The sequence below is a fragment of the Blautia sp. AF26-2 genome (assembly GCF_003460955.1).
GTDB lineage: Bacteria > Bacillota > Clostridia > Lachnospirales > Lachnospiraceae > Fusicatenibacter > Fusicatenibacter saccharivorans.
The window spans coordinates 55,959-73,628 of the sequence record NZ_QTWD01000001.1 but is presented as its reverse complement, the minus strand read 5'-3'; the positions used below and the strand labels follow the sequence as shown (position 1 = coordinate 73,628).

Below are 17,670 nucleotides of genomic sequence, written 5' to 3'. Positions count from 1 at the left end.
CGGCGCAAGGGGTGCAGCCCCTTGTTGCGGCAAAGCCGCCATATCGGAGCGCGGGGAAATCTCCCTGTGCGGAGATAAGCCCTCGGCAGAGCGCACACGCCCGTAAGGGTGTATAAGTGCGCCCTTAGTTCCTAAGGGATTTTCAGCTTGTCGTTTCCTCGGCTCGTTTTTTCAAAAACTCCTGTGCTGGCTCGCTCGTCAGGGCAAGCCGGAAAAAGGTCTGCGCATCCTCGTCCGGCATGGCAATAAGCTCCGGCACAAGGCTTTCCATGAAGCCGCCGCGCTTGCAAAGCCTGTGGTTTCTCGCCTTGCGTTCCTCGACGGATAGCTTCTGCTTGATGATTTTCTCCCGGTTCTCAAGCTGCCGGATTTTCTTCTTTCCGTCCTCAATCTCGGCTTGCAGCTCCTCGCGGGTTTTCTCTCTTGGCTTTGTCATGGTTGGTCGCTCCTTTCTGCTCATAAGCATAGAAAAAGGACAGTCGATTTTCTCGGCTGCCCTTGTGGGTGGCTATTCAATTTTAGTCTGCTGTTTTCAAATATATAAAATAGCTTGCTGTTCCGCCATAGCCATTTTCAGTATTCCATTCAGCTGTTACTTCATAAATATATCCGCCCAGTTTAAGAGTGAGTACGTTTCCAACAATAGTTACATCTTCGCTGTTTGCAGCAGGCTCTCCCCAATGTTCGTCACTCCAGCACTGCACACTTAAAATTGTATCTGGGTCTTCTGTAAATCTTAATGTAGCTGTTGTTTCTGTTGTTTCAAATGGCGGGGACAACAGATCCTTGCACTCTAACGGGTGTGGGCTATCAGCTATTGTGCTTTCAGCAGTTCCGTCAATATTTGTTTTTTGCCACGAATAAGTTCCTAATACTGCACCGATAGCGGTTTCGTCACTCACAACGCTTAATGTGGGCGGTTCTTCCAAAATTATATTGGCAGTCCCAGAGTTTAGTAATTCATTTGCATAGTTGTTGAGTGCTTCACATGGCTCATATTTTGTCTTATAACCGATACCGTCAATGACAATAAATGGGTTATACGCCATAATATCTGTTTGTGTACCGTCTACCATAGTCAAGGTAAAAACAACGCCTTGTCCAGCATACTCTGTGTAAGAATTATCCTCATTATAGACAACAACATCATTCAAATATTCAACTAATTCTTGGATATTTTCAATCTCAATCGTTTTGTCTGGCGGTGTTAATAACACTTTAGCGGAAACAATCTGCGCTGCGTCCAAATCCTTATACGGTTTTTTCCCCTGTTGTGAAAAAAATACGATTACCGCGATACCTACTAAAATGATACAAGCTATTGCAATCATCAATCTCTTTTTTCTCATGGAACAAGCCTCCTGTTCTTCTCTGTTACTTGTATAGATGAAAAAATTGAAAGGAAGTTTCACTATCTATAAATATCATAGCACATGGTTATGAATAAATCCACCTCATTTCAGCCTGTCAGTGGCCTTGTTTTCTCTGGCAGACCGCCGCGCAGCTTCCCGCCGTTCCTCGTTGTATGGGGCGGTCAGACGGAAAGAGAAGCGCCCCTTTGCAATCTCAAACTCCATGCAGCCCGTTTCGGGGTCTGCGTCGGTCTGGCGGCACTGGTCGGGGTGCTGTCTGGTGTAGGCGGCAAGCCGCTTCTTTAAGTCGGTGTTGTGGGTGCGGATATGGATAAGGGGGTCTTTCTCGTCAAACCAAATATCGGTGGTCTTTTCCTGCTTCGTAAGCCCTGTTCTCATGTAAGCTCCTTTCTGCGCCCCTGTTACGCAATAGGGGCATTTTTCGGGTGTTTTTTCCGGCTCTTGACTTGGGGGAAATGAGGATTTTCAAATAGAAACCGTCCAGACAGGGAATGGTTCGTCGGGGCGGCTGTTATCGCAAGATTTCCGTTTTTTCCGGCTCTTGACCGTCAGACGCAGATAAACGCGAACTGTCGGCAAGTACCAGTTTGAGCAGCTTGTCGCAGAACGTTTCTGTGCTGCTGTGATTGAAAAACAACTCCGCAACAATGGTCTGCCCGTTCCTCTGAGTTGTGATGATACTGTCGGGGGGCTGTTCTGCCATAGGCGGCTCCTTTCTTTGGGCGCAAAAGAGGGATTTCCCGTAGTTCGGAAAATCCCTCTTGGTTGACGGTTATTCTGTTTTACTGTGTGGGCTGTGCGGCGGCAGCCTGTGCCTTTCGCCTTGCCCGGTATTCCCGCGCTTTCATGCGGTCATACTCCCGCTGCTTTTCAAGGTTTCGCGCCCGGTACTCCCTTGAATACTGCCGGTGGTATGCGCGGCTCTTTTCCTTTTTGGCTTCTTCGATTTCCTCCCGCATTTGCCGGATTTCCTGCTCGGTCGGCTCTGCAAGCTGTGTCACTTCATTCTCAAACTTGCCGATATAATTGAAATATATGCTGATGTGCTGGATTGCGTATCTCGCCCTTTTCTGGTCGCGCTCATGCACTTCAATCCGGCTGATAAACTCGTTGAGAATGGCGGGGGTCAGGTCGGTAAAGGCGGCATGGCGTTCCGTCAGCTTCAAAAACTTCTGCACCCGTCCTCCCGCGTTCTCATAAGCGGATAGCTGCTCTTGGAGCGTGGCAAGCTCCGCTTTCAGCGCATAGTATTCTTCCGAATACTTCTGCGACATTTGCTCATAACGGTCTTGCGGGATAGTGCCGAGGGCGTTGTCCTCATAGAGCTTATTCAGCACCTTGTCAATCTGTTCAAGGCGCGTCGTGATTTGCGGAATACGCTTCTGCTGCTTTTTGGTCTGGTCGGTCTGCTGCATGGCAAGGTTCTTTTTCACTAAGGCTTCAAACTCCGCCCGATTGCTGATAGAATAGTCCTCGATTTTCTTCAGCACTTCTGCGATGGTCTGCATGAGCAAGTCCGCGTCCATGATGTGCGGGGAATTGCATTTCGGATTTCTGGCTTTCCCCTTGTGGTACTCGCTGCAATAGGCAACATGCCGCTTGCCGCCGTTTCGGTAATCTATACGAATGTGCATTTTTGCGCCGCAGTCCTTACAGAAAAGCAAGCCGGACAGAGGGTGGATTTCCCCGTCCCCGTTGGGGCGTTTGACGGGTGCGTTTTCCAAAATCCGCTGTACGGTTTCAAAATCGCTGCGGCTGATAATCGGCTCATGCACATTTTCTGTGATGTGCCACTGACTCCGGTCTACATAGTGGTTATGTTTATCTCGGAAATGCTTTGTGGTCTTGAAGTTGACCACATCGCCGCAATACTCCTGCCGTGTGAGGATATTGGTCAAGGTGACTTTGTTCCACTTGCAGCGGTTATCCTCGTTGAGCGTCTTATTTTTACAGGTTCCCCACCCGCGGTCTTTCATGTAGAAAGTGGGGGTTGGGATTTGCTCCTGTGTCAGATATATGGCGATTTGATTGCGGTTCTTCCCACCGATAAACAGACGGAAAATCAAACGGACAACCTCGGCGGCTTCTTCGTCGATTATCCAAAAATCCTTGTCGTCCGGGTCTTTGACATAGCCGTAAGGGGCTTCGGTGACAATCGGCTTTCCACTCATGCCTTTGGTCTTAATGCCCGTTTTCACTTTCTTGCTGATGTCCTTTGCGTACCACTCCGACATGATATTGATAAAGGGCGCAAACTCCAATGTGTCGGGCTTCTCGCTGTCAATGCCGTTGTTGACCGCGATAAAGCGCACATTGTTCCGTCTGAATATCTCCATAGCGTTTCCGACTTGGAGATAGTCACGCCCCCAGCGGGTAAGGTCTTTCATAATGCAGACACCGATTTTCCCGTTTTCCACATCGTCCATCATGCGGGAGTATGCGGAACGGTCAAAAAACCTGCCGCTTTCGTCATCGTCGATGTAGTGCCGGATATTCGTCAGCTTTAACTGTCTGGCGTAGCTTTCCAGAAATTTCTTCTGATTCTGTATGCTGTTGCTCTCGCCGCCGTCCCTGTCCTCGTCGCCCACGGAAAGGCGGGAGTAAAGGGCTGTAATTTTGCTATAATCAGTCATGTGCATAACCTCCTGTGCGTCCATGTATGTGTCATTTACACTTAAAATTATGCACTCCAGCGGGCCGAACCATATTCCAAACCATGTCGATATTTCTTGGCGTTCTTGCTTTTAAGATACACCGCCAGCCTCAGACTGCCTCCACAACACAGCCCTACCAACAAGTCCAATGGATGCAGGCTTGGCCAGAAACTTTCCAGCGCCCCAGGCAGAACCGCAATCAGCGAAAGAAACTTTTCTGAAGCATCCGCCCCTTTTGCCATTCGCCATGCCTCTCCAAAATTGGTAGCAAACAGTCGTCCCATCAGGATATACGGCATATTCAGCAAAATGAGCTTTTTGATGTCCAATGTCTTTTTCATCGTTCCAGCTCCTTTCGCTTGGTGCGATCCACCACAGCATTTTTAACCATCTCTTTGAACTGGTTAAGTTTTGCCAGTACGGACGAGCGCTCTGTTTTCGTTGCCTTTTTGACCTTTTTGTTGGTGTACTCTGTAAAAGCTGCTGTCAAAGCATCTGCATCACGGCCTTTGAAAAAAATTAGGTACTTTGGCGGAGAACTGCTGCGGTCCTTTTTCACCGCATAATCCACACCATATTTCCGGGCGATTTTCTCAAACTCCTTGATAGAGGGGTCTGTGATCTCAATGTTGGATATTCCCTGATTCTGCCCGACAAGCTGCTTCACAGTCTGTTTTCCATGCGGAACAACTGGCGCATCACGGCTTCTCTGTTTTTCCAGCTTCTTTTCCTTGCGATGTGCCATGTACTTGCTTATGGCAGCCTTTAACATTCTGCCGGTAAACTTTGTTCCACTGACAACCAGCGTCAAAGTTCTGTTTTCCACTTCTTCCTGCATTTTCTCGCCTCCTTTCCACGAAGTTTGCAGGGAATCTCTTTTTTTGCTAAGGCGGAACCACCAGCCGCCGCAGAAGATAACGCTTCATACCGCCCTCCTTAGCGTAACTGGTCAGAATGGTCATAGTGCAGATTGCCCTGACGTACCTTTGCGTGGCTCAAAATCTTAATCTGCCCCTTTTCCTGACTATCCAGTGCTTTTTCATAACCGGTATCCGACAGGAACAGGCGGGTTCGTTCGCCTTTCCAGCCAACAGGGGAATCGTTCGTCAGCACATCAAAAATAATCATGTGCCGGGTGTCCTCCGCAAAACGCTGGAGATCCATATATCCATGACCGTGATAATTCTGCGCTCCTGCCTTTGCCCGCATTTCTTCCATCAGCTGCCCTATGGTCTTTCCCTCAGACATCATGCTTGCTCCTTTCTCCCGGCAGTTCCGGGCAATAAAAAAGCGACCATTTACCAGCCGCCATACAGATCGTGATTTACTTGTGAGGTGTAATGATTGCTTATCGTGGTCGGTGCATTGAACAGAACGGTCAGAAGATACTGCTTCATGTTACGAATTTCCGTGGTGTTCTTCTGTAAACAGTCCATGACAAACTCAATGTGCGAGTTATCCAGCTTCAAGAATCTGGAACGAACGATTTCATGCGGAAAATCACTTCCTGCAATACGGGTGGTCTTTCGCTTTGCACAGACCGTTTCCACGATTAGCTCCACAATCTCATCCAAATCCTCCCGATAAGTTTCATACTGCTGACACAGGTATTCATACCCGATATTCTCCTGAATCAATTCCCGATAACTCTCTATCTCTGTGAGTGACATCGCATCCCTTCCTTTCCGTTCCGGCAGACAATCTGCCGCGCAATCCCGGAAGGGAATGGAATCGGTACTTGATCCATAAATATTTTGTTTTTGAGTATTTGATTTCTCTATATTTAATTCTGCGGGCTTTTCCGTATCCGGTTTATCCATATACGGGTTTTCCGTATCTGGTGAATCCGTATCCGGTTTTCTAAGCTGTGGCTGCTCGTATATGACATACTCTGTATCGCTGATGCGTCCCTGCCGGTCACGCAGCTTGTGCCGCACAATGTAACCGGCAGCCTCCAATTCCCGCAACGCAACGCCTATGGCATCCACGCCCTCCTTACAGATCTTTGCAAGACCACGGGTGGTGTAATTCCAGTCCTCTGGCAAAGATAACATCATGGAAAGCAGTCCCTTGGCTTTTAACGACAGGTTTGCATTTCGTAAATGATGATTGCTCATCACGGTATAATCACGGGTCCGTTCAATGCGAAAAACGGCCATCGACCTCACTCCTTCCGAATTTTGGGTACAAAAAAACCACAATCCTAAATCAAAGAATTGTGGCGTTCAACTTTCTCTATATTTTCTTGTGCATTTCTTTCCCGGCTTAAAGTCGAGGATGTGTCCCTCAACAACACGGGCATACCGCTTGATTTTGATTTTCCGGCGCTGATGATCTTGGAGAGCGTTCTAATAGCTGTCCTCTGCAAGAAACAGACGCATTTCATCACCTCTGCTCCCGTAAGCACTGCACGGATGGAGAACACCAAATTCAATCATCCATCGGGTGCTGTCCTTAAAGCGTTCCACAGCAAGAATGTTATGTCCTTTCAGCTCCCTTGCTAAAATATCTTTCATAGGCGGCTCCTTTCATCGCTCCTGGTCTCTCTGACGTTTACGCTGCCATTGTTCCAATAGCTTGATAATGGTCTCCTGCATCCTGGCTGGTGTGTAGCTTCTGGGAAAATACTTCCGCAGAGTGTCAGAAGTAAAAGTAACCCTGTCCAGCAGTTCGGGAATCAGTTCTGTCAGTCGAATAAATCTTTGAACCTGATTTCTACTTGACCCCGCCTGTTGTGCCAAAATTTCGTCAGCCCGCAACTTCGTCCCAACTTGGGACGAAGTTAAATCCACTCGCTCTCCCTGATGCAAGCACGATAGTCACTTTCCTCCTCGCCATGACAAAAAGCACCCAGTTATTTGTTACTGAGTGCCTGCATTAGAATCGTATTTAATTGTTCAGATTTGGTCAGATTATGCCAAACCCTCCAGCGAAAAATCCGGTGTCTGAGAGTGCCAAATCACCCTCAAAAATACCCCCGAAATTGTTCTCTGGTTGTCCTATTTTTTAACCACTAAGACCGTTTTTTGACCCCATTTTTGCCGACTGTCCTATATTTAACCACTAAAAATCGGGTGAAAACGGCTCTCGTTTGGTCAAATGAGGTCAAACTATATCAGCCTGTTTAGGTATAAGAAAACCCCGGAAAACCTTGGCTTAACAGTGATAAGGAACTAATTTACTTATCAACTGTTAGCTGACGGTTTCCGGGGTGCATACGGACAAATCCCGTCTGATTTCTAACAGGAAGTCAGACGGGATTTTCGCTTTATATTACGAATTATGGAGGACATACCATGAAAACCTTAATATCTTGTGCCTACAATATGGATAATTGCTGTGTGGAAGTGAAATTCAGCGACGGCAGTATGATTGCGATTGACACTATCGTCGTTGAGAACGAGATTGCTGACAATATGTATCAGCGGTCAGAGCTGGATTATTTGATCTACAACGCTCCTTTGGAGTATGCAGACCTTATCTTGAACGGCGATCCCGAAACCTATTTGAAAACTGTAACAGAATACAAGCCTTGGGATAGCTGACAACACGCTGCCCGCAGGAGAAAATCCTGCGGGCGTTTTTCTGTTTATATTATTTCCCTCCGTTGGATCTCAATTTAGGAAAGAAGATGACAATCTTGAAGCTCTTTCCCCACTGGGAAGCTGCTTCCAGATGAAGATTTAGATCGTCGGCCATCTTCTTAACCAGGTAAAGTCCCATACCGGTAGCCTTCTTTCTGCTGTCAGTAGAATCCCCGGTAAAGCCCTTTTGAAAAATGTACGGCAGATTATATTTTTTTACGCCAATGCCGTTATCTTCAACAGAAAGGATATCTGCAGTCTCCGAATGTATCACGGAAATTGTAAGCATGGGACTATCGCTGCTATATTTGATGGCATTGCTAACGATTTGTCCCAACATAAACTGAAGTCCTCTACGGTCTGTATAGACTGTTTCAGATTGCAGTTTGTTGAGAATGACAAAATGCTTCTCTTCAAGAAGTGGGGCATAGTCCTCCAGAACTTCACCCAAGCAGTCATTCAAATTGACATCCTCAAATCGGTAATCCTTTGTACTGCTCTTCAACCGGGCATAGTACAGCATCTGCGTGACATCCTCCTGAAGCTGACTGCGGACATAATCCAGCTTTGCTTGCAGGGAAGGAGAGATTTCATCGTTCCGGTTATCCAAGAGCATGGTCAGCAACGATAGGGGCGTTTTCGCTTCATGTGCCCAGCCCTCCACGTATTCTTCATAGTCCCGTAGGGCATCCGCCATATTGTTACTCTCGTTTTTGTATTCCCGTAAAACCGAAGCCAAAAATCGGACAGATTCTCCTTCTTTCTGACTAATGGCACTGAGCAGCCGTTCTTCATTGCAGATGGTAGGATCACTGAGGAAATCTCGGAACAGTTCCATGTGGGTGTTCTCCCTCTTGTTTAGTACAAACAGAATCGCTGAAAACAAAAGGATGCTCGTCAGAACTACTAACCCGATCAAGGTTTGAAATACCTGAATGTCAGAAATCCAAAGAATGACAGCGCAAAAGCAATCCACGCCCAGCAGCAACAGAAGCCAGGGGTAGTACCGTTCTATCATGTGCCAAAGCTGCTTCATAGAGACACCTCCGCTTCCAAACGGTAGCCCATTCCTCGAACTGCAACGATTCGCTGCTTCATTTCAAGGGCGGACATCGTTTTTTTCAGCCGGGTTAGGTTAACCTGCAAGGCATTTTCATCTATGTATTCCGTGGTTCCCCATAGTGCCATGCAAAGCTGCTCCGTCGTGACCAGAGCATCGCCGCCGGACAAAAGAGCGACCAACAGTTTTCCCTGATTTTTTGGAAGCACCACAGAGGTATTATGAATATAAAGCGTGTAGGTCTGCTGGTCTAACAGGAAATCTGGTCCCTCTATGAGATTGGTACGGCCTTCATACCTTTTGAGAATATTGGATACCCTGGCAAGAAGTCGATCTTTTCTGCACGGCTTCGTCAAATATTCATCGGCACCCAACTGGAACGCTTGCAGTTCATCCTTTACCTGATCTCTGGAAGTCAGCACCAGGACGGGGATAGCAGTTTTATTCTTTAGCTCCTGGCAGATTTGAAAGCCACTGATCTCCGGCAAGTTCAGGTCTAAGATCACAAGGTCAGGGCGGAGGGCTGCCAAGAGCCGAGCGGCATCTTCAAACTCGGTAATTGCCTCCACAAGATAGCCGTCCTTTTGGAGCATATCGCAGAGTTCTTCCCGCATATAGACTTCATCTTCCACAACAGCAATTCTTTTCATGACAGCACCTCCTTCCAAATTATTCTTCTCTCTGCGGCTGCATCAGTGTCAGCAAATACCGATCACTGGAGCGCTTGACCACTCTCATATAAATATATTCTATCACGCAAAGTAGTAAAATCATAGCAGCAGATACAAGCAGCATTTCAGACACTGTCCCACGGGTTCGGGACGAGAGTATTCCTGTAAATAACGCCCTGACTCCAAACAGACTGCTGACAGCCGCAACCAATACAGGAAGTCCCATAAACCAGGTAATTTGCTTTCCAGCAGACTGGCAAAGGGTTTCGTAAGTAGCTCCCAGGCGGATCAGGGTCTGGTATCTGCGCCCGGTTTTCTGCTGACTCATCAGGAACTGAACACCCACGATGGTGTTGGCAACTACCAGGAAAACAATCGCAAGATAGAGGGTAATATAACTGGATGCTATGGTGTAGAAAAGCTGACGACCTATATTCTGAAGATAGCTTTCATATTCAATGCCAGTTTCGTCCAGCTTCTCGTTCAAATCCAAATATGCAGTCATAAGGCTATTTCCATCCAGAGCCTGCTCACTGAGCACCGCATTGACATAGGTATCATACATTCCCTGGCTATAATATAGGAATGCTTCATCCGGAAGAATCAATGCAAAGGACAAGGTTATAGAACGGTCCGTGACCAAATTCACAGACTGAACCTCTCCTGTAAGATGAATCGGACTACCATCCAGTTCCACCTTGGGCTGTCCGGCCAATACTTGGTTCAGCATTGCGGTACGACTTACTGTAGTAAACTCTGTATCAATATAGACAGCGGCCTCCTTTTCGCCTAATTGGAGAGCCGGTTTGCCGGACAATTCCAACAAACGATTATAGTCCGATAAACAAATCAAATATGGGTATGTGGCATAACCAAGATTGTTCAGAAGGACATCCCGGTCTTCCGACTGGGGCAGGCTCCGAAGAGAGTCCATAACAGCGTCCATGCTGTAGGCATTATCATAATCTTCTGTGGTGCGAATACGCCCAACCCTCATTTCAAAAAGCTCTGAAAATTGATTTTCCAAACCGTTTTCTTTCAGGGCTGCCTTTATATTCGGAAGAACCTGCGATGAATCTTCTGCAGTATGATCTTCAAAAGTATAGTCGATTACATGGCCAGAAGACAGGCTATTCGTTCCTGCAATTCCTACGCCCGCACCAAAACAACACAGCGCCGCCAGAATCAGCAGGGAGCTGATGGCCATGGAGGTTGACTGATGAATAACATTCTCCTGAATCTGCCGGAAGGTAAATACATGAAGCTGCTTATTTCCTTTTCCTTTCTTAACAATCAAAGCAATCAGCGCACGCATCCCATAGAAAAGCAGCATCGTACCAACTATGCCCAACAGCAAAGTCAGTCCCATCATACTTACCTTTGTCCATGCAATTCCCTGAATCGCCATGTAGTAAGCCACTGCCAACATCACACTTCCGCATATAGCAGCCAGTCCATAGATAACAGATGGCATTTGCTTTTTGGGGCGGTTCGTTGGCTGGGATAGCAAAGTACCGATCTCCTGGCGGCTGATTCGTCCACTCAAAATCAGAAGTGCCGTCAGCTTAATTGCCAGAAATCCTGCCAGCGTCCATTCAATTGCAGACCAGGATAAAGAAAACTGATGACCGATGATCCCCATGCCTACCAGCTTGGCGGTGACAAGACTGACAATTTCTGAAAGCACCACAGCCACAGGTAAGCCTATGAGCATGGCAAGAATACTGGTCAGGAAATCTTCCGCCAGAAGCATACCAAACAGTTTACTTCTACGCATCCCCAACATTAGATAAACACCAAACTCATGCCGTCTGCGCTCGAACTGATACTTGCAGGCAAAATAGATCAAAAAGAACAGAATACCGAGGGTCATCCCATAAAACGCAGGAATCAGAAGCAGGAGTTTGTCAACTGCGTCACTCTCCATTTTCTGCAAAAAGAGCATCACATCTTGAGTGGAGATGGAAAGAATCATGTAAAAGGCAACAATAGAAATCACCAGGGAGCTGAAAAACAGACCGTTTTCCTTTCGGCTGCGGTGGCTGTTCCGAAGAATGAGATTAGAGAACATTTGCGCTGCCCCCTCCCAGTTGCGCCATCACCTTCAGGATGCGCCCGTAGAACTCCTGCTGGCTTTCGTCTCCACGCCGAAGCTCATGAAAGATCACGCCGTCCTGGATGAACAGAATGCGCTTGCAAAAGCTGGCGGCATTGGAATCATGGGTTACCATCAGGATCGTAGCTTGTTCGTCACGATTCAGGCCGGACAGCTTCTCCATAAGACTTCTTGCGTTCTTAGAATCCAGCGCACCCGTCGGTAGGTTCAATTTAGTAGTATGAAAATCTATGTTATTTTTTACGTATTTTACGTATATTTTTGTTGACATTACGTAAAATACGTGCTATTATATACTTGTAAGGAGGAAACAATACAAATGAGATTTCGAGAAATTGAAAAAATAGTCCTCAATGACGGATGGGAGTTGGTAGATGTGAGAGGTTCACATCACCAATACAAGCACCCAACCAAAACGGGAAAAGTTACAATCCCAAATCATCGAGGCGACATTCCTCAAAGGGTTGTCAACTCCATACTCAAACAGGCGGGTCTCAAATGAGACCTGCCACCCATTAAAGAAAGGAGCGTTATCATGAATTATATTTATCCTGCTGTTTTTTATCCGGAGGACGACGGGAGATATTCAGTTATTTTCCCCGACCTCAATGATTTAGCAACTTACGGAGATAACCTTGCGGACGCTTTCGCAATGGCTCAAGAGGCTTGCGGTCAGTATTTATTCACATCCTTGCGTGATGGTGATGTTCTTCCCGCTCCGACCCCTCTTGATGCAGTTGAAAAGGACGAGGATGCAGCACTTGTCAATTTGATTTGTGTCAACCTCGACGAATACGCCCGTGCGTACAATGACAAGGCGGTCAAGAAAACTTTGAGTATTCCTGCATGGCTCAATACTGCATGTGAAAATTACGGTATCAACTATTCAAAAGTTTTGCAGGATGCGTTGATTGCCAAAATTCAAGCACGTTCATAAATCCATTATAGTACAAGGACGACACCCGTTTCCGGATGCCGTCCTCTTTTTTTGTCTGTATGCTCTTATAACTGTTCAAACTGTACATGCTCGGATTCTCCGGAGAGATAGAGGTCTCCGATTGTTCTGACCATCTTCTTTCCGTCCACAACATGAATCTCTTTCACATAATATGACTGTCCTCTGATAGCACGACCGCAGATGTTCTCATTGCCCCACTCTGCGGAACGTCTGATATTGAGTGAGCCGTCGCAAATGACCGTCACTTTCATTTTTCCCTGCGGGATAATGACTTTGTCCTCCGGCTCGTCCTCTTCCTCCTGTGGCTCTGTATTTGCCCCATTCTCGCCCGTTTCCGGTTCAGACGGAGGATTTGTCGTCTCTGCATCGTTTGAGGCTGTTCCCCCGTCCTCTGCGTCCTCCTGCTGCCCTGCTGCATCCTCGTCACTCTCAAATGTTGTCATTTTCTCAACGGTTTCCGCATCGACTGTTCCGACCTTGTTTCCGTCCGCATCGTATGTGTTGACGCTGCCGTCCGGATTTGTCTGCAATGCTCCCTCCGGAACATTGTCCGTGAGTGAGCCGATGACGTTTCCGTTTTCATCCCACACAACAAAGCTCTCGTCCTTTGCTGCTGCTTTCATTGCTCCCTCAATGGTCTTGTACTCTTTGCAGTCCTCTTTCTTGAACTCTGTTCCTTTGCCTAAATAGTATAACATGATTTTCCCTCCTATTTGCTCAAATACTTGCTTGACGCATATCCGACGATGTTCTTGTAAACCACATACAACCATTTCACACCGTTGCAATCGTTATAATATCCATAGCACTGGACTTTCTCACCGTTTTTCATCACCGCAAGGATTGACTTTCCTGTTCCTGCTCCCGCACGGAGATTCAATCCGGATGCAGTCACCTTGTAAGTTCCTGCAAGGCTCTTGTTGAACCCGTGTGCAACGTCGACCTTTGCATTGCTCTTGACTGTTGTTGTGTTGGATGCACCTGTTCCGGATGACTTTGCCCCGTCCGTGAGGTTCACTGCAACGTGAGCATTGTCATTGAGGGTGATGTCTCCCTCAAGCAAATACGCATCCGATGTCAGATATTTGCTATCTGTCAACACCTCGAATCCTGCTGCCTTGAGACCTGCTCTCATGTTTCCGGTATAGAGATAAATGCTCACATTCTTCATTTTCTCATTTCCCAGTCTGTAACCTGCACCCTTTACGATTGCAGCGACACCGGATGAACAATCTGCCTCACACGCAATCGTGATTTGTGCAGGGTCGTAATTCGATGCCTTGAGATGCTCCCAAAATGTGTATCTCTCTGACTGGTCATATCCGATTTTATTGTTGACTGCTGCTGCCTTTGCCATGCTCGCAATCATTTTTCTGACCTTTGCATCCGGATGACGGAGGACACATTTCCACGGTCTGTTATACCAATTTATAACCCTCCACTCTGTACCTGTCTGGTCTCCTGCCTTTCCTCCGCTGTATCTGTTATTTTCATCATGTCCGCAATTTGAAATCATTTGTTTTCCTCCTTGTCAAATTCTTCTGTGTTTCTGTCCGTCATGTCTCCCATAAGTTCCGGACAATGTTCCTCAAGTTCTGTGTACACAATCAACCCGCAAATCAGTAACGGAATACCGACCCATAAAATCGCACATCCTAATGAAAGAATGAACCATACTACTACCGACATTCTTTCCGCAAATTCGTCATCCGGATAATAATATTCGTCATAGTAAAGCTCCTGTTCCTTTTTGCTTGCCCTGTCGACCCAAATGTAAAACGCTGTCATCGCTAAAAATACGACGACCGCACCCACAACGTACACAATCCCGATTGTCTTTGCGTTCTGCACGAAAAAGTCTATGATTTTACTCATTGACCTCACCTGCCTCACCGCTCACAAGCGTCTGCATCGCTTTGTTGCTCTCAAGCATCTTTTTCATTCTCTCAAGTGCCTCGTCGACCATCATCGAAAAAGCCTCAAAAGAAATCACTCTTGCAAGCCACGCAAACCTTGCGACAAACATGTCATATACATAACGCAGCTTGATTTGACCTGTACCGCCTCCCAGTTCCTTTTCTGCCTTTGTGACTGCATAAAGCAACCACTCTCTCACTTTGTTCAACTGCTTGTCTGACGGCATTTTCACGAAAACATATATTGCATATCCTCCCGCTGCTAATACCGCAATCAGACCCACAATCACAAACCAATTCTCGACGATGTATTTCATCCTTGTACCTCCTCGTCATCCTGTTCCGGTTCGTCATTGTGTTGTATTTCTCCGTTTGACTTTGTTCCCTTGACCGTTTTCACGGACTTAATGAGTGCCATCGCCCCGCCCTCGACTGATAGAAAACGGAATACATTCTCAATCAGTGTCGACGGTTCTGAACCCATCCGCAAAAACACAAATATCATCACGACTGTAAAGATAAATGCTGCAAGAATCAAAGTGAATACAACACGTTTCATGAACAGACCGGACACCTTTTTGTCATGTCTCTCTTTTCGCTCCCTTATCCGGTACATTCTTTTCAGATGCCGGATTCTGATGCGTCGTTCCTGTTCTGTCATTCTCATGTATTGCCTCTTTTCTGTGAGGTTGATTCTTGCCTGTTTCCTGCCCTCCTGTTATCGGTCGGAATGCTGTTCTCCGTCCAGTCTCTTGTGATAACTCTTGAGTGACTGTTCCACAATGACAACACGCTCTCTCAACTGTTTCATCTCCTCACGGTTCTCTCTTGATTCCCGTTTGATGTCCTTGATGTCGTCTGCGATGTTCTCAAGTTTCACAACCACCATTGTGTCATTTTCTGCTCGTCTCTCCGTTTCTTCCTGTGTGTCTTTTTTGTCGTTCCTCTGCTTTGAGCAGATTCCGAAAAAGATTGCGAATGCAACCGACACTCCGGAGATTAGCAAGGAAACCTCAATCGTCAACGGCGTTCTCCTTTCCGAACTCTGTCGCCTCGATGTCGTCGGTGTCGCAGTATTTCCGCATGTGATATTCGAGAACATCCATCTCCCTGTCTGTCTCCTCTACCTCTTGCCGGAGTTCCGCTCTGACCGCCTCCTCGATTTTCGACTGTTCAATGATTGTTTGCTGTTTTTTCACGATTGCCGATAGATTTTCCGTCACATCGCACAATCGTGATATTATTTCAAGCGGACTCATTCTGTATCACCGCCGGAGAATTTTTCTCCTGTGATATATTCATATTCATCCGCTGAAATACTGCCCTTTGCGACACGCTCGGAAATCTGTTCCTTTGTGAGAGTGCCTTTTTTGTACATTCTTTTGAGACTTTCAACAAGCATTTTCATACTAAATCAACCCCTCCTCAATCAACTGCTGTGTGTATTCGTCAATGACCGCATCTTTCTGAAACTGTGTCACTGATTCGACGATTCCGGATGTGTTCTCCTCAACGACTGACTTCATGAGTGCCATGTTCTCATATTCCTTGACTGTCATTTCTTTCTCGTCGTACTGCCATTCGGTCACTGTCTGCATCTTTCCGTCGCTGCCCTCAACCTCTCTTGTCACCTGTTCGATGTTCTTACGCAGGTAAACCGTTGACGGCGACGATGTCCTGTCGACCTCCTCCGGCTTGTCCGGCTGTGTTCCTGTCACCTTTTTCCAGTCTGTCATGTTCGTTCTCCTTTCTGCTATGCTTTGAAACTATCCTCTTGAGTTTCTTGACATTGATTTTTGGTTTGATGTAATCAATGTAATAGTTGTATGTGTCCGTGTGTTTGAACAATCCCATATATGACAACATCACCGATGCGTTATACCATGAGATTTTATCCTGCTTTGAGATATGGTTTGCCTTACGTCTCGCAGCCTCAATGTTTGATTTCCGGATGGTTGTCCGGTCATGGTGAAATTGAAATCCCATAAAATCAAGCATACGACCCTTTGTGACCTGCTTTCCGTCTTTATCGAGTACCGGATTCCCGCCTTTATCAAATACCGGATATTCAAATCTAAACACCTGCCAATCGCCTTTTATTTCAAGGTCGAGATTGTCATTCAGATATGTTTCGATTGCTGCATGTATTTTGTGCAGTTTCTTTTTGCTCTTTCCCAGTATCACCATGTCGTCCATATATCGCATGTAATGCTCTGCATGGAGTTCCTCCTTGATGTAATGGTCGAGTGCTTTCAAGTAAAAATTGCCGAACCATTGTGATGTGAAATATCCCAACGGAACGCCTTTTCGCATCTCCTCAATAATTTCTTTCAGTTCATCGAACATCGCTCCTGCGATGCCGATTTCCTGCAATATCTCCAACGCTCCGGAGATGTCGTCAAATGCTATGCATCCGACAAGCGTTTTCGTCTGCTCTGCATCTATCTCAACGCCTGCATCCGTCAAAATTTTTGCAACGAGTGCTATTTTGTCATGTTCAATCAGTATGCAGAGTAATCTATAAAACCGTTTATCTCGAATTACCTCTTTGAGTTTCCTTTTGAGGATTCTCCGGTTTATGGATTCAAAGAAATGGTGAACATCCATCTTGAGAACAAAGAATTTCTTTCCGTCGTAGGAATCAAGCCATTTTCTCATGTACTTTTTTCCGTAATGAACACCCCTGTCCGGAATGCTCCCGCATGAAAATTCATACAATCCATTCATCACAATCGGTTTGAACTGACCTATTGCACAATGGTGAATGACCTGCTCATATTTGTAATGTGGTTTTAATATACGGCGTGTTTTCTTGCTGCTGCTCTCGTTGATGATGCTCGGTTTGTGATAGTCCGGAATGAACAACTCCTCTGTCAACATCTTTTTCAAGAGTTCTGTGTGTTCATCGAGGTTCTCTAATACCTCCCGCACATCATTCCTGTTCTTTTTCTTTTTGGATGCATTTATAAAACACTGTTTTATGTAGTCGTCTTGCAACATTGGTTCATATAGGTTGTTGTAACTTCTCATATAGTATTTTCTTATCTCCTATCGGTTTTTGTGCTTATGCTTACTCAACCGACCCTATATCCGGAATGATTTTCGCCTTGTGGCGTGGGATATAGGCTGCATTTGATTAAACGCTCCGATATGAGAAGAAATTGGACGCACCGATGTTCCAGTTCGCATTGCCCGCAGAATTGTTCAAATTCAAGTAATCCGCACCGCAGTTCTCGCCATTGTTACAGTTACCGCCGACAAGGGCGACCGCAGGGAGCAGGAACACCGCCCGACACCGCACCCTATATCCCTATATTCATTTTTCTAAAAACGACCAC

The 17,670-nt window shown here is 46.4% G+C and carries 24 protein-coding genes and 4 pseudogenes; 3 read left to right on the top strand and 25 right to left on the bottom strand.

Going from position 1 to position 17,670, the window contains the following annotated elements:
- Nucleotides 1-142: 142 nt before the first annotated feature.
- The 11 genes and pseudogenes from DWY63_RS00475 to DWY63_RS00425 form a co-directional block, all read right to left on the bottom strand.
- A complete protein-coding gene (locus DWY63_RS00475) occupies nt 143-436 on the bottom strand; it encodes a DUF3847 domain-containing protein (protein ID WP_055228717.1) in 294 nt (97 codons plus the stop codon).
- An 82-nt stretch (nt 437-518) separates the two neighbouring features.
- Complete coding sequence (locus tag DWY63_RS18260) at nt 519-1,349, bottom strand: hypothetical protein (RefSeq protein WP_070103256.1); 831 nt, start codon at nt 1,347-1,349, stop codon at nt 519-521.
- A gap of 105 nt (nt 1,350-1,454) precedes the next feature.
- Nucleotides 1,455-1,751 carry a hypothetical protein gene (locus DWY63_RS00465; RefSeq protein ID WP_055228716.1) on the bottom strand — a complete coding sequence of 99 codons (297 nt, stop codon included), beginning with the start codon at nt 1,749-1,751 and terminating at the stop codon, nt 1,455-1,457.
- Between the two features lie 133 nt (nt 1,752-1,884).
- Nucleotides 1,885-2,076: a transposon-encoded TnpW family protein gene (locus DWY63_RS00460; RefSeq protein ID WP_117800739.1), complete on the bottom strand. Its 192-nt coding sequence runs from the start codon at nt 2,074-2,076 to the stop codon at nt 1,885-1,887.
- A 79-nt stretch (nt 2,077-2,155) separates the two neighbouring features.
- Entirely contained in the window at nt 2,156-4,006 is a 1,851-nt protein-coding gene (locus DWY63_RS00455) for a recombinase family protein (protein WP_330411338.1), read from the bottom strand.
- Between the two features lie 56 nt (nt 4,007-4,062).
- Nucleotides 4,063-4,368: pseudogene (locus DWY63_RS00450) on the bottom strand (recombinase); the annotation flags it as partial.
- Nucleotides 4,365-4,865, bottom strand: a complete 501-nt coding sequence (locus DWY63_RS00445) for a PcfB family protein (protein ID WP_117800733.1) — start codon at nt 4,863-4,865, stop codon at nt 4,365-4,367. The pseudogene DWY63_RS00450 and the gene DWY63_RS00445, both read right to left, overlap by 4 nt.
- Before the next feature lie 98 nt (nt 4,866-4,963).
- Complete coding sequence (locus DWY63_RS00440) at nt 4,964-5,275, bottom strand: DUF5720 family protein (protein ID WP_044024580.1); 312 nt, start codon at nt 5,273-5,275, stop codon at nt 4,964-4,966.
- Between the two features lie 50 nt (nt 5,276-5,325).
- Nucleotides 5,326-6,186: a DUF6017 domain-containing protein gene (locus DWY63_RS00435; RefSeq protein ID WP_117800731.1), complete on the bottom strand. Its 861-nt coding sequence runs from the start codon at nt 6,184-6,186 to the stop codon at nt 5,326-5,328.
- Between the two features lie 66 nt (nt 6,187-6,252).
- A pseudogene (locus DWY63_RS00430) lies at nt 6,253-6,543 on the bottom strand (DUF5720 family protein).
- 12 nt (nt 6,544-6,555) lie between these two features.
- A pseudogene (locus DWY63_RS00425) lies at nt 6,556-6,834 on the bottom strand (ParB/RepB/Spo0J family partition protein); the annotation flags it as partial.
- Between the two features lie 489 nt (nt 6,835-7,323).
- Here DWY63_RS00425 and DWY63_RS00420 point away from each other — a divergent pair.
- Nucleotides 7,324-7,572, top strand: a complete 249-nt coding sequence (locus DWY63_RS00420) for a DUF6061 family protein (protein ID WP_033121501.1) — start codon at nt 7,324-7,326, stop codon at nt 7,570-7,572.
- A 49-nt stretch (nt 7,573-7,621) separates the two neighbouring features.
- Here DWY63_RS00420 and DWY63_RS00415 read toward each other — a convergent pair whose 3' ends face one another.
- The 4 genes and pseudogenes from DWY63_RS00415 to DWY63_RS00400 all read right to left on the bottom strand — a co-directional run.
- A complete protein-coding gene (locus DWY63_RS00415; protein WP_055228679.1) occupies nt 7,622-8,647 on the bottom strand; it encodes a sensor histidine kinase in 1,026 nt (341 codons plus the stop codon).
- Nucleotides 8,644-9,321: a response regulator transcription factor gene (locus tag DWY63_RS00410; RefSeq protein WP_055228678.1), complete on the bottom strand. Its 678-nt coding sequence runs from the start codon at nt 9,319-9,321 to the stop codon at nt 8,644-8,646. Before DWY63_RS00410 ends, DWY63_RS00415 begins: the two co-directional genes overlap by 4 nt.
- A 19-nt stretch (nt 9,322-9,340) precedes the next feature.
- Entirely contained in the window at nt 9,341-11,413 is a 2,073-nt protein-coding gene (locus DWY63_RS00405; RefSeq protein WP_055228677.1) for an ABC transporter permease, read from the bottom strand.
- Nucleotides 11,403-11,660, bottom strand: a pseudogene (locus DWY63_RS00400) (ABC transporter ATP-binding protein); the annotation flags it as partial. The pseudogene DWY63_RS00400 and the gene DWY63_RS00405, both read right to left, overlap by 11 nt.
- A 117-nt stretch (nt 11,661-11,777) precedes the next feature.
- On the opposite strand from DWY63_RS00400, the gene DWY63_RS00395 reads away from it, so the two are divergent.
- On the top strand, nt 11,778-11,960 hold the full coding sequence (locus DWY63_RS00395) for a type II toxin-antitoxin system HicA family toxin (RefSeq protein WP_055055841.1): 183 nt from the start codon (nt 11,778-11,780) through the stop codon (nt 11,958-11,960).
- A 33-nt stretch (nt 11,961-11,993) separates the two neighbouring features.
- On the top strand, nt 11,994-12,395 hold the full coding sequence (locus DWY63_RS00390) for a type II toxin-antitoxin system HicB family antitoxin (RefSeq protein ID WP_117800729.1): 402 nt from the start codon (nt 11,994-11,996) through the stop codon (nt 12,393-12,395).
- A gap of 65 nt (nt 12,396-12,460) precedes the next feature.
- On the opposite strand, the gene DWY63_RS00385 is transcribed toward DWY63_RS00390, so the two are convergent.
- Genes DWY63_RS00385 through DWY63_RS00340 form a run of 10 tightly spaced genes read right to left on the bottom strand, consistent with a single transcriptional unit; the run spans nt 12,461 to nt 17,362 of the window.
- The gene (locus DWY63_RS00385) at nt 12,461-13,114 is read right to left on the bottom strand and encodes a hypothetical protein (RefSeq protein WP_117800727.1); all 654 of its coding nucleotides are present in this window, start codon (nt 13,112-13,114) and stop codon (nt 12,461-12,463) included.
- 11 nt (nt 13,115-13,125) lie between these two features.
- On the bottom strand, nt 13,126-13,932 hold the full coding sequence (locus tag DWY63_RS00380) for an SH3 domain-containing protein (protein ID WP_117800725.1): 807 nt from the start codon (nt 13,930-13,932) through the stop codon (nt 13,126-13,128).
- The gene (locus DWY63_RS00375) at nt 13,929-14,291 is read right to left on the bottom strand and encodes a hypothetical protein (protein ID WP_117800722.1); all 363 of its coding nucleotides are present in this window, start codon (nt 14,289-14,291) and stop codon (nt 13,929-13,931) included. Before DWY63_RS00375 ends, DWY63_RS00380 begins: the two co-directional genes overlap by 4 nt.
- Complete coding sequence (locus tag DWY63_RS00370) at nt 14,284-14,649, bottom strand: hypothetical protein (RefSeq protein ID WP_117800720.1); 366 nt, start codon at nt 14,647-14,649, stop codon at nt 14,284-14,286. Before DWY63_RS00370 ends, DWY63_RS00375 begins: the two co-directional genes overlap by 8 nt.
- Nucleotides 14,646-14,999, bottom strand: a complete 354-nt coding sequence (locus tag DWY63_RS00365; protein WP_226972216.1) for a hypothetical protein — start codon at nt 14,997-14,999, stop codon at nt 14,646-14,648. Before DWY63_RS00365 ends, DWY63_RS00370 begins: the two co-directional genes overlap by 4 nt.
- Nucleotides 15,000-15,050: 51 nt before the next feature.
- Nucleotides 15,051-15,356, bottom strand: a complete 306-nt coding sequence (locus DWY63_RS00360) for a hypothetical protein (RefSeq protein WP_055287287.1) — start codon at nt 15,354-15,356, stop codon at nt 15,051-15,053.
- Nucleotides 15,346-15,591 carry a hypothetical protein gene (locus tag DWY63_RS00355; RefSeq protein ID WP_101874790.1) on the bottom strand — a complete coding sequence of 82 codons (246 nt, stop codon included), beginning with the start codon at nt 15,589-15,591 and terminating at the stop codon, nt 15,346-15,348. Before DWY63_RS00355 ends, DWY63_RS00360 begins: the two co-directional genes overlap by 11 nt.
- Nucleotides 15,588-15,740 (bottom strand): XkdX family protein, encoded by a 153-nt coding sequence (locus DWY63_RS00350; protein ID WP_082426029.1) that lies wholly within the window; start codon nt 15,738-15,740, stop codon nt 15,588-15,590. The genes DWY63_RS00355 and DWY63_RS00350 overlap by 4 nt, the downstream gene beginning before the upstream one ends.
- Before the next feature lies 1 nt (nt 15,741).
- Complete coding sequence (locus DWY63_RS00345; protein WP_145992657.1) at nt 15,742-16,068, bottom strand: hypothetical protein; 327 nt, start codon at nt 16,066-16,068, stop codon at nt 15,742-15,744.
- Nucleotides 15,977-17,362: an RNA-directed DNA polymerase gene (locus DWY63_RS00340; RefSeq protein ID WP_117800718.1), complete on the bottom strand. Its 1,386-nt coding sequence runs from the start codon at nt 17,360-17,362 to the stop codon at nt 15,977-15,979. Before DWY63_RS00340 ends, DWY63_RS00345 begins: the two co-directional genes overlap by 92 nt.
- Between the last annotated feature and the right edge of the window lie 308 nt (nt 17,363-17,670).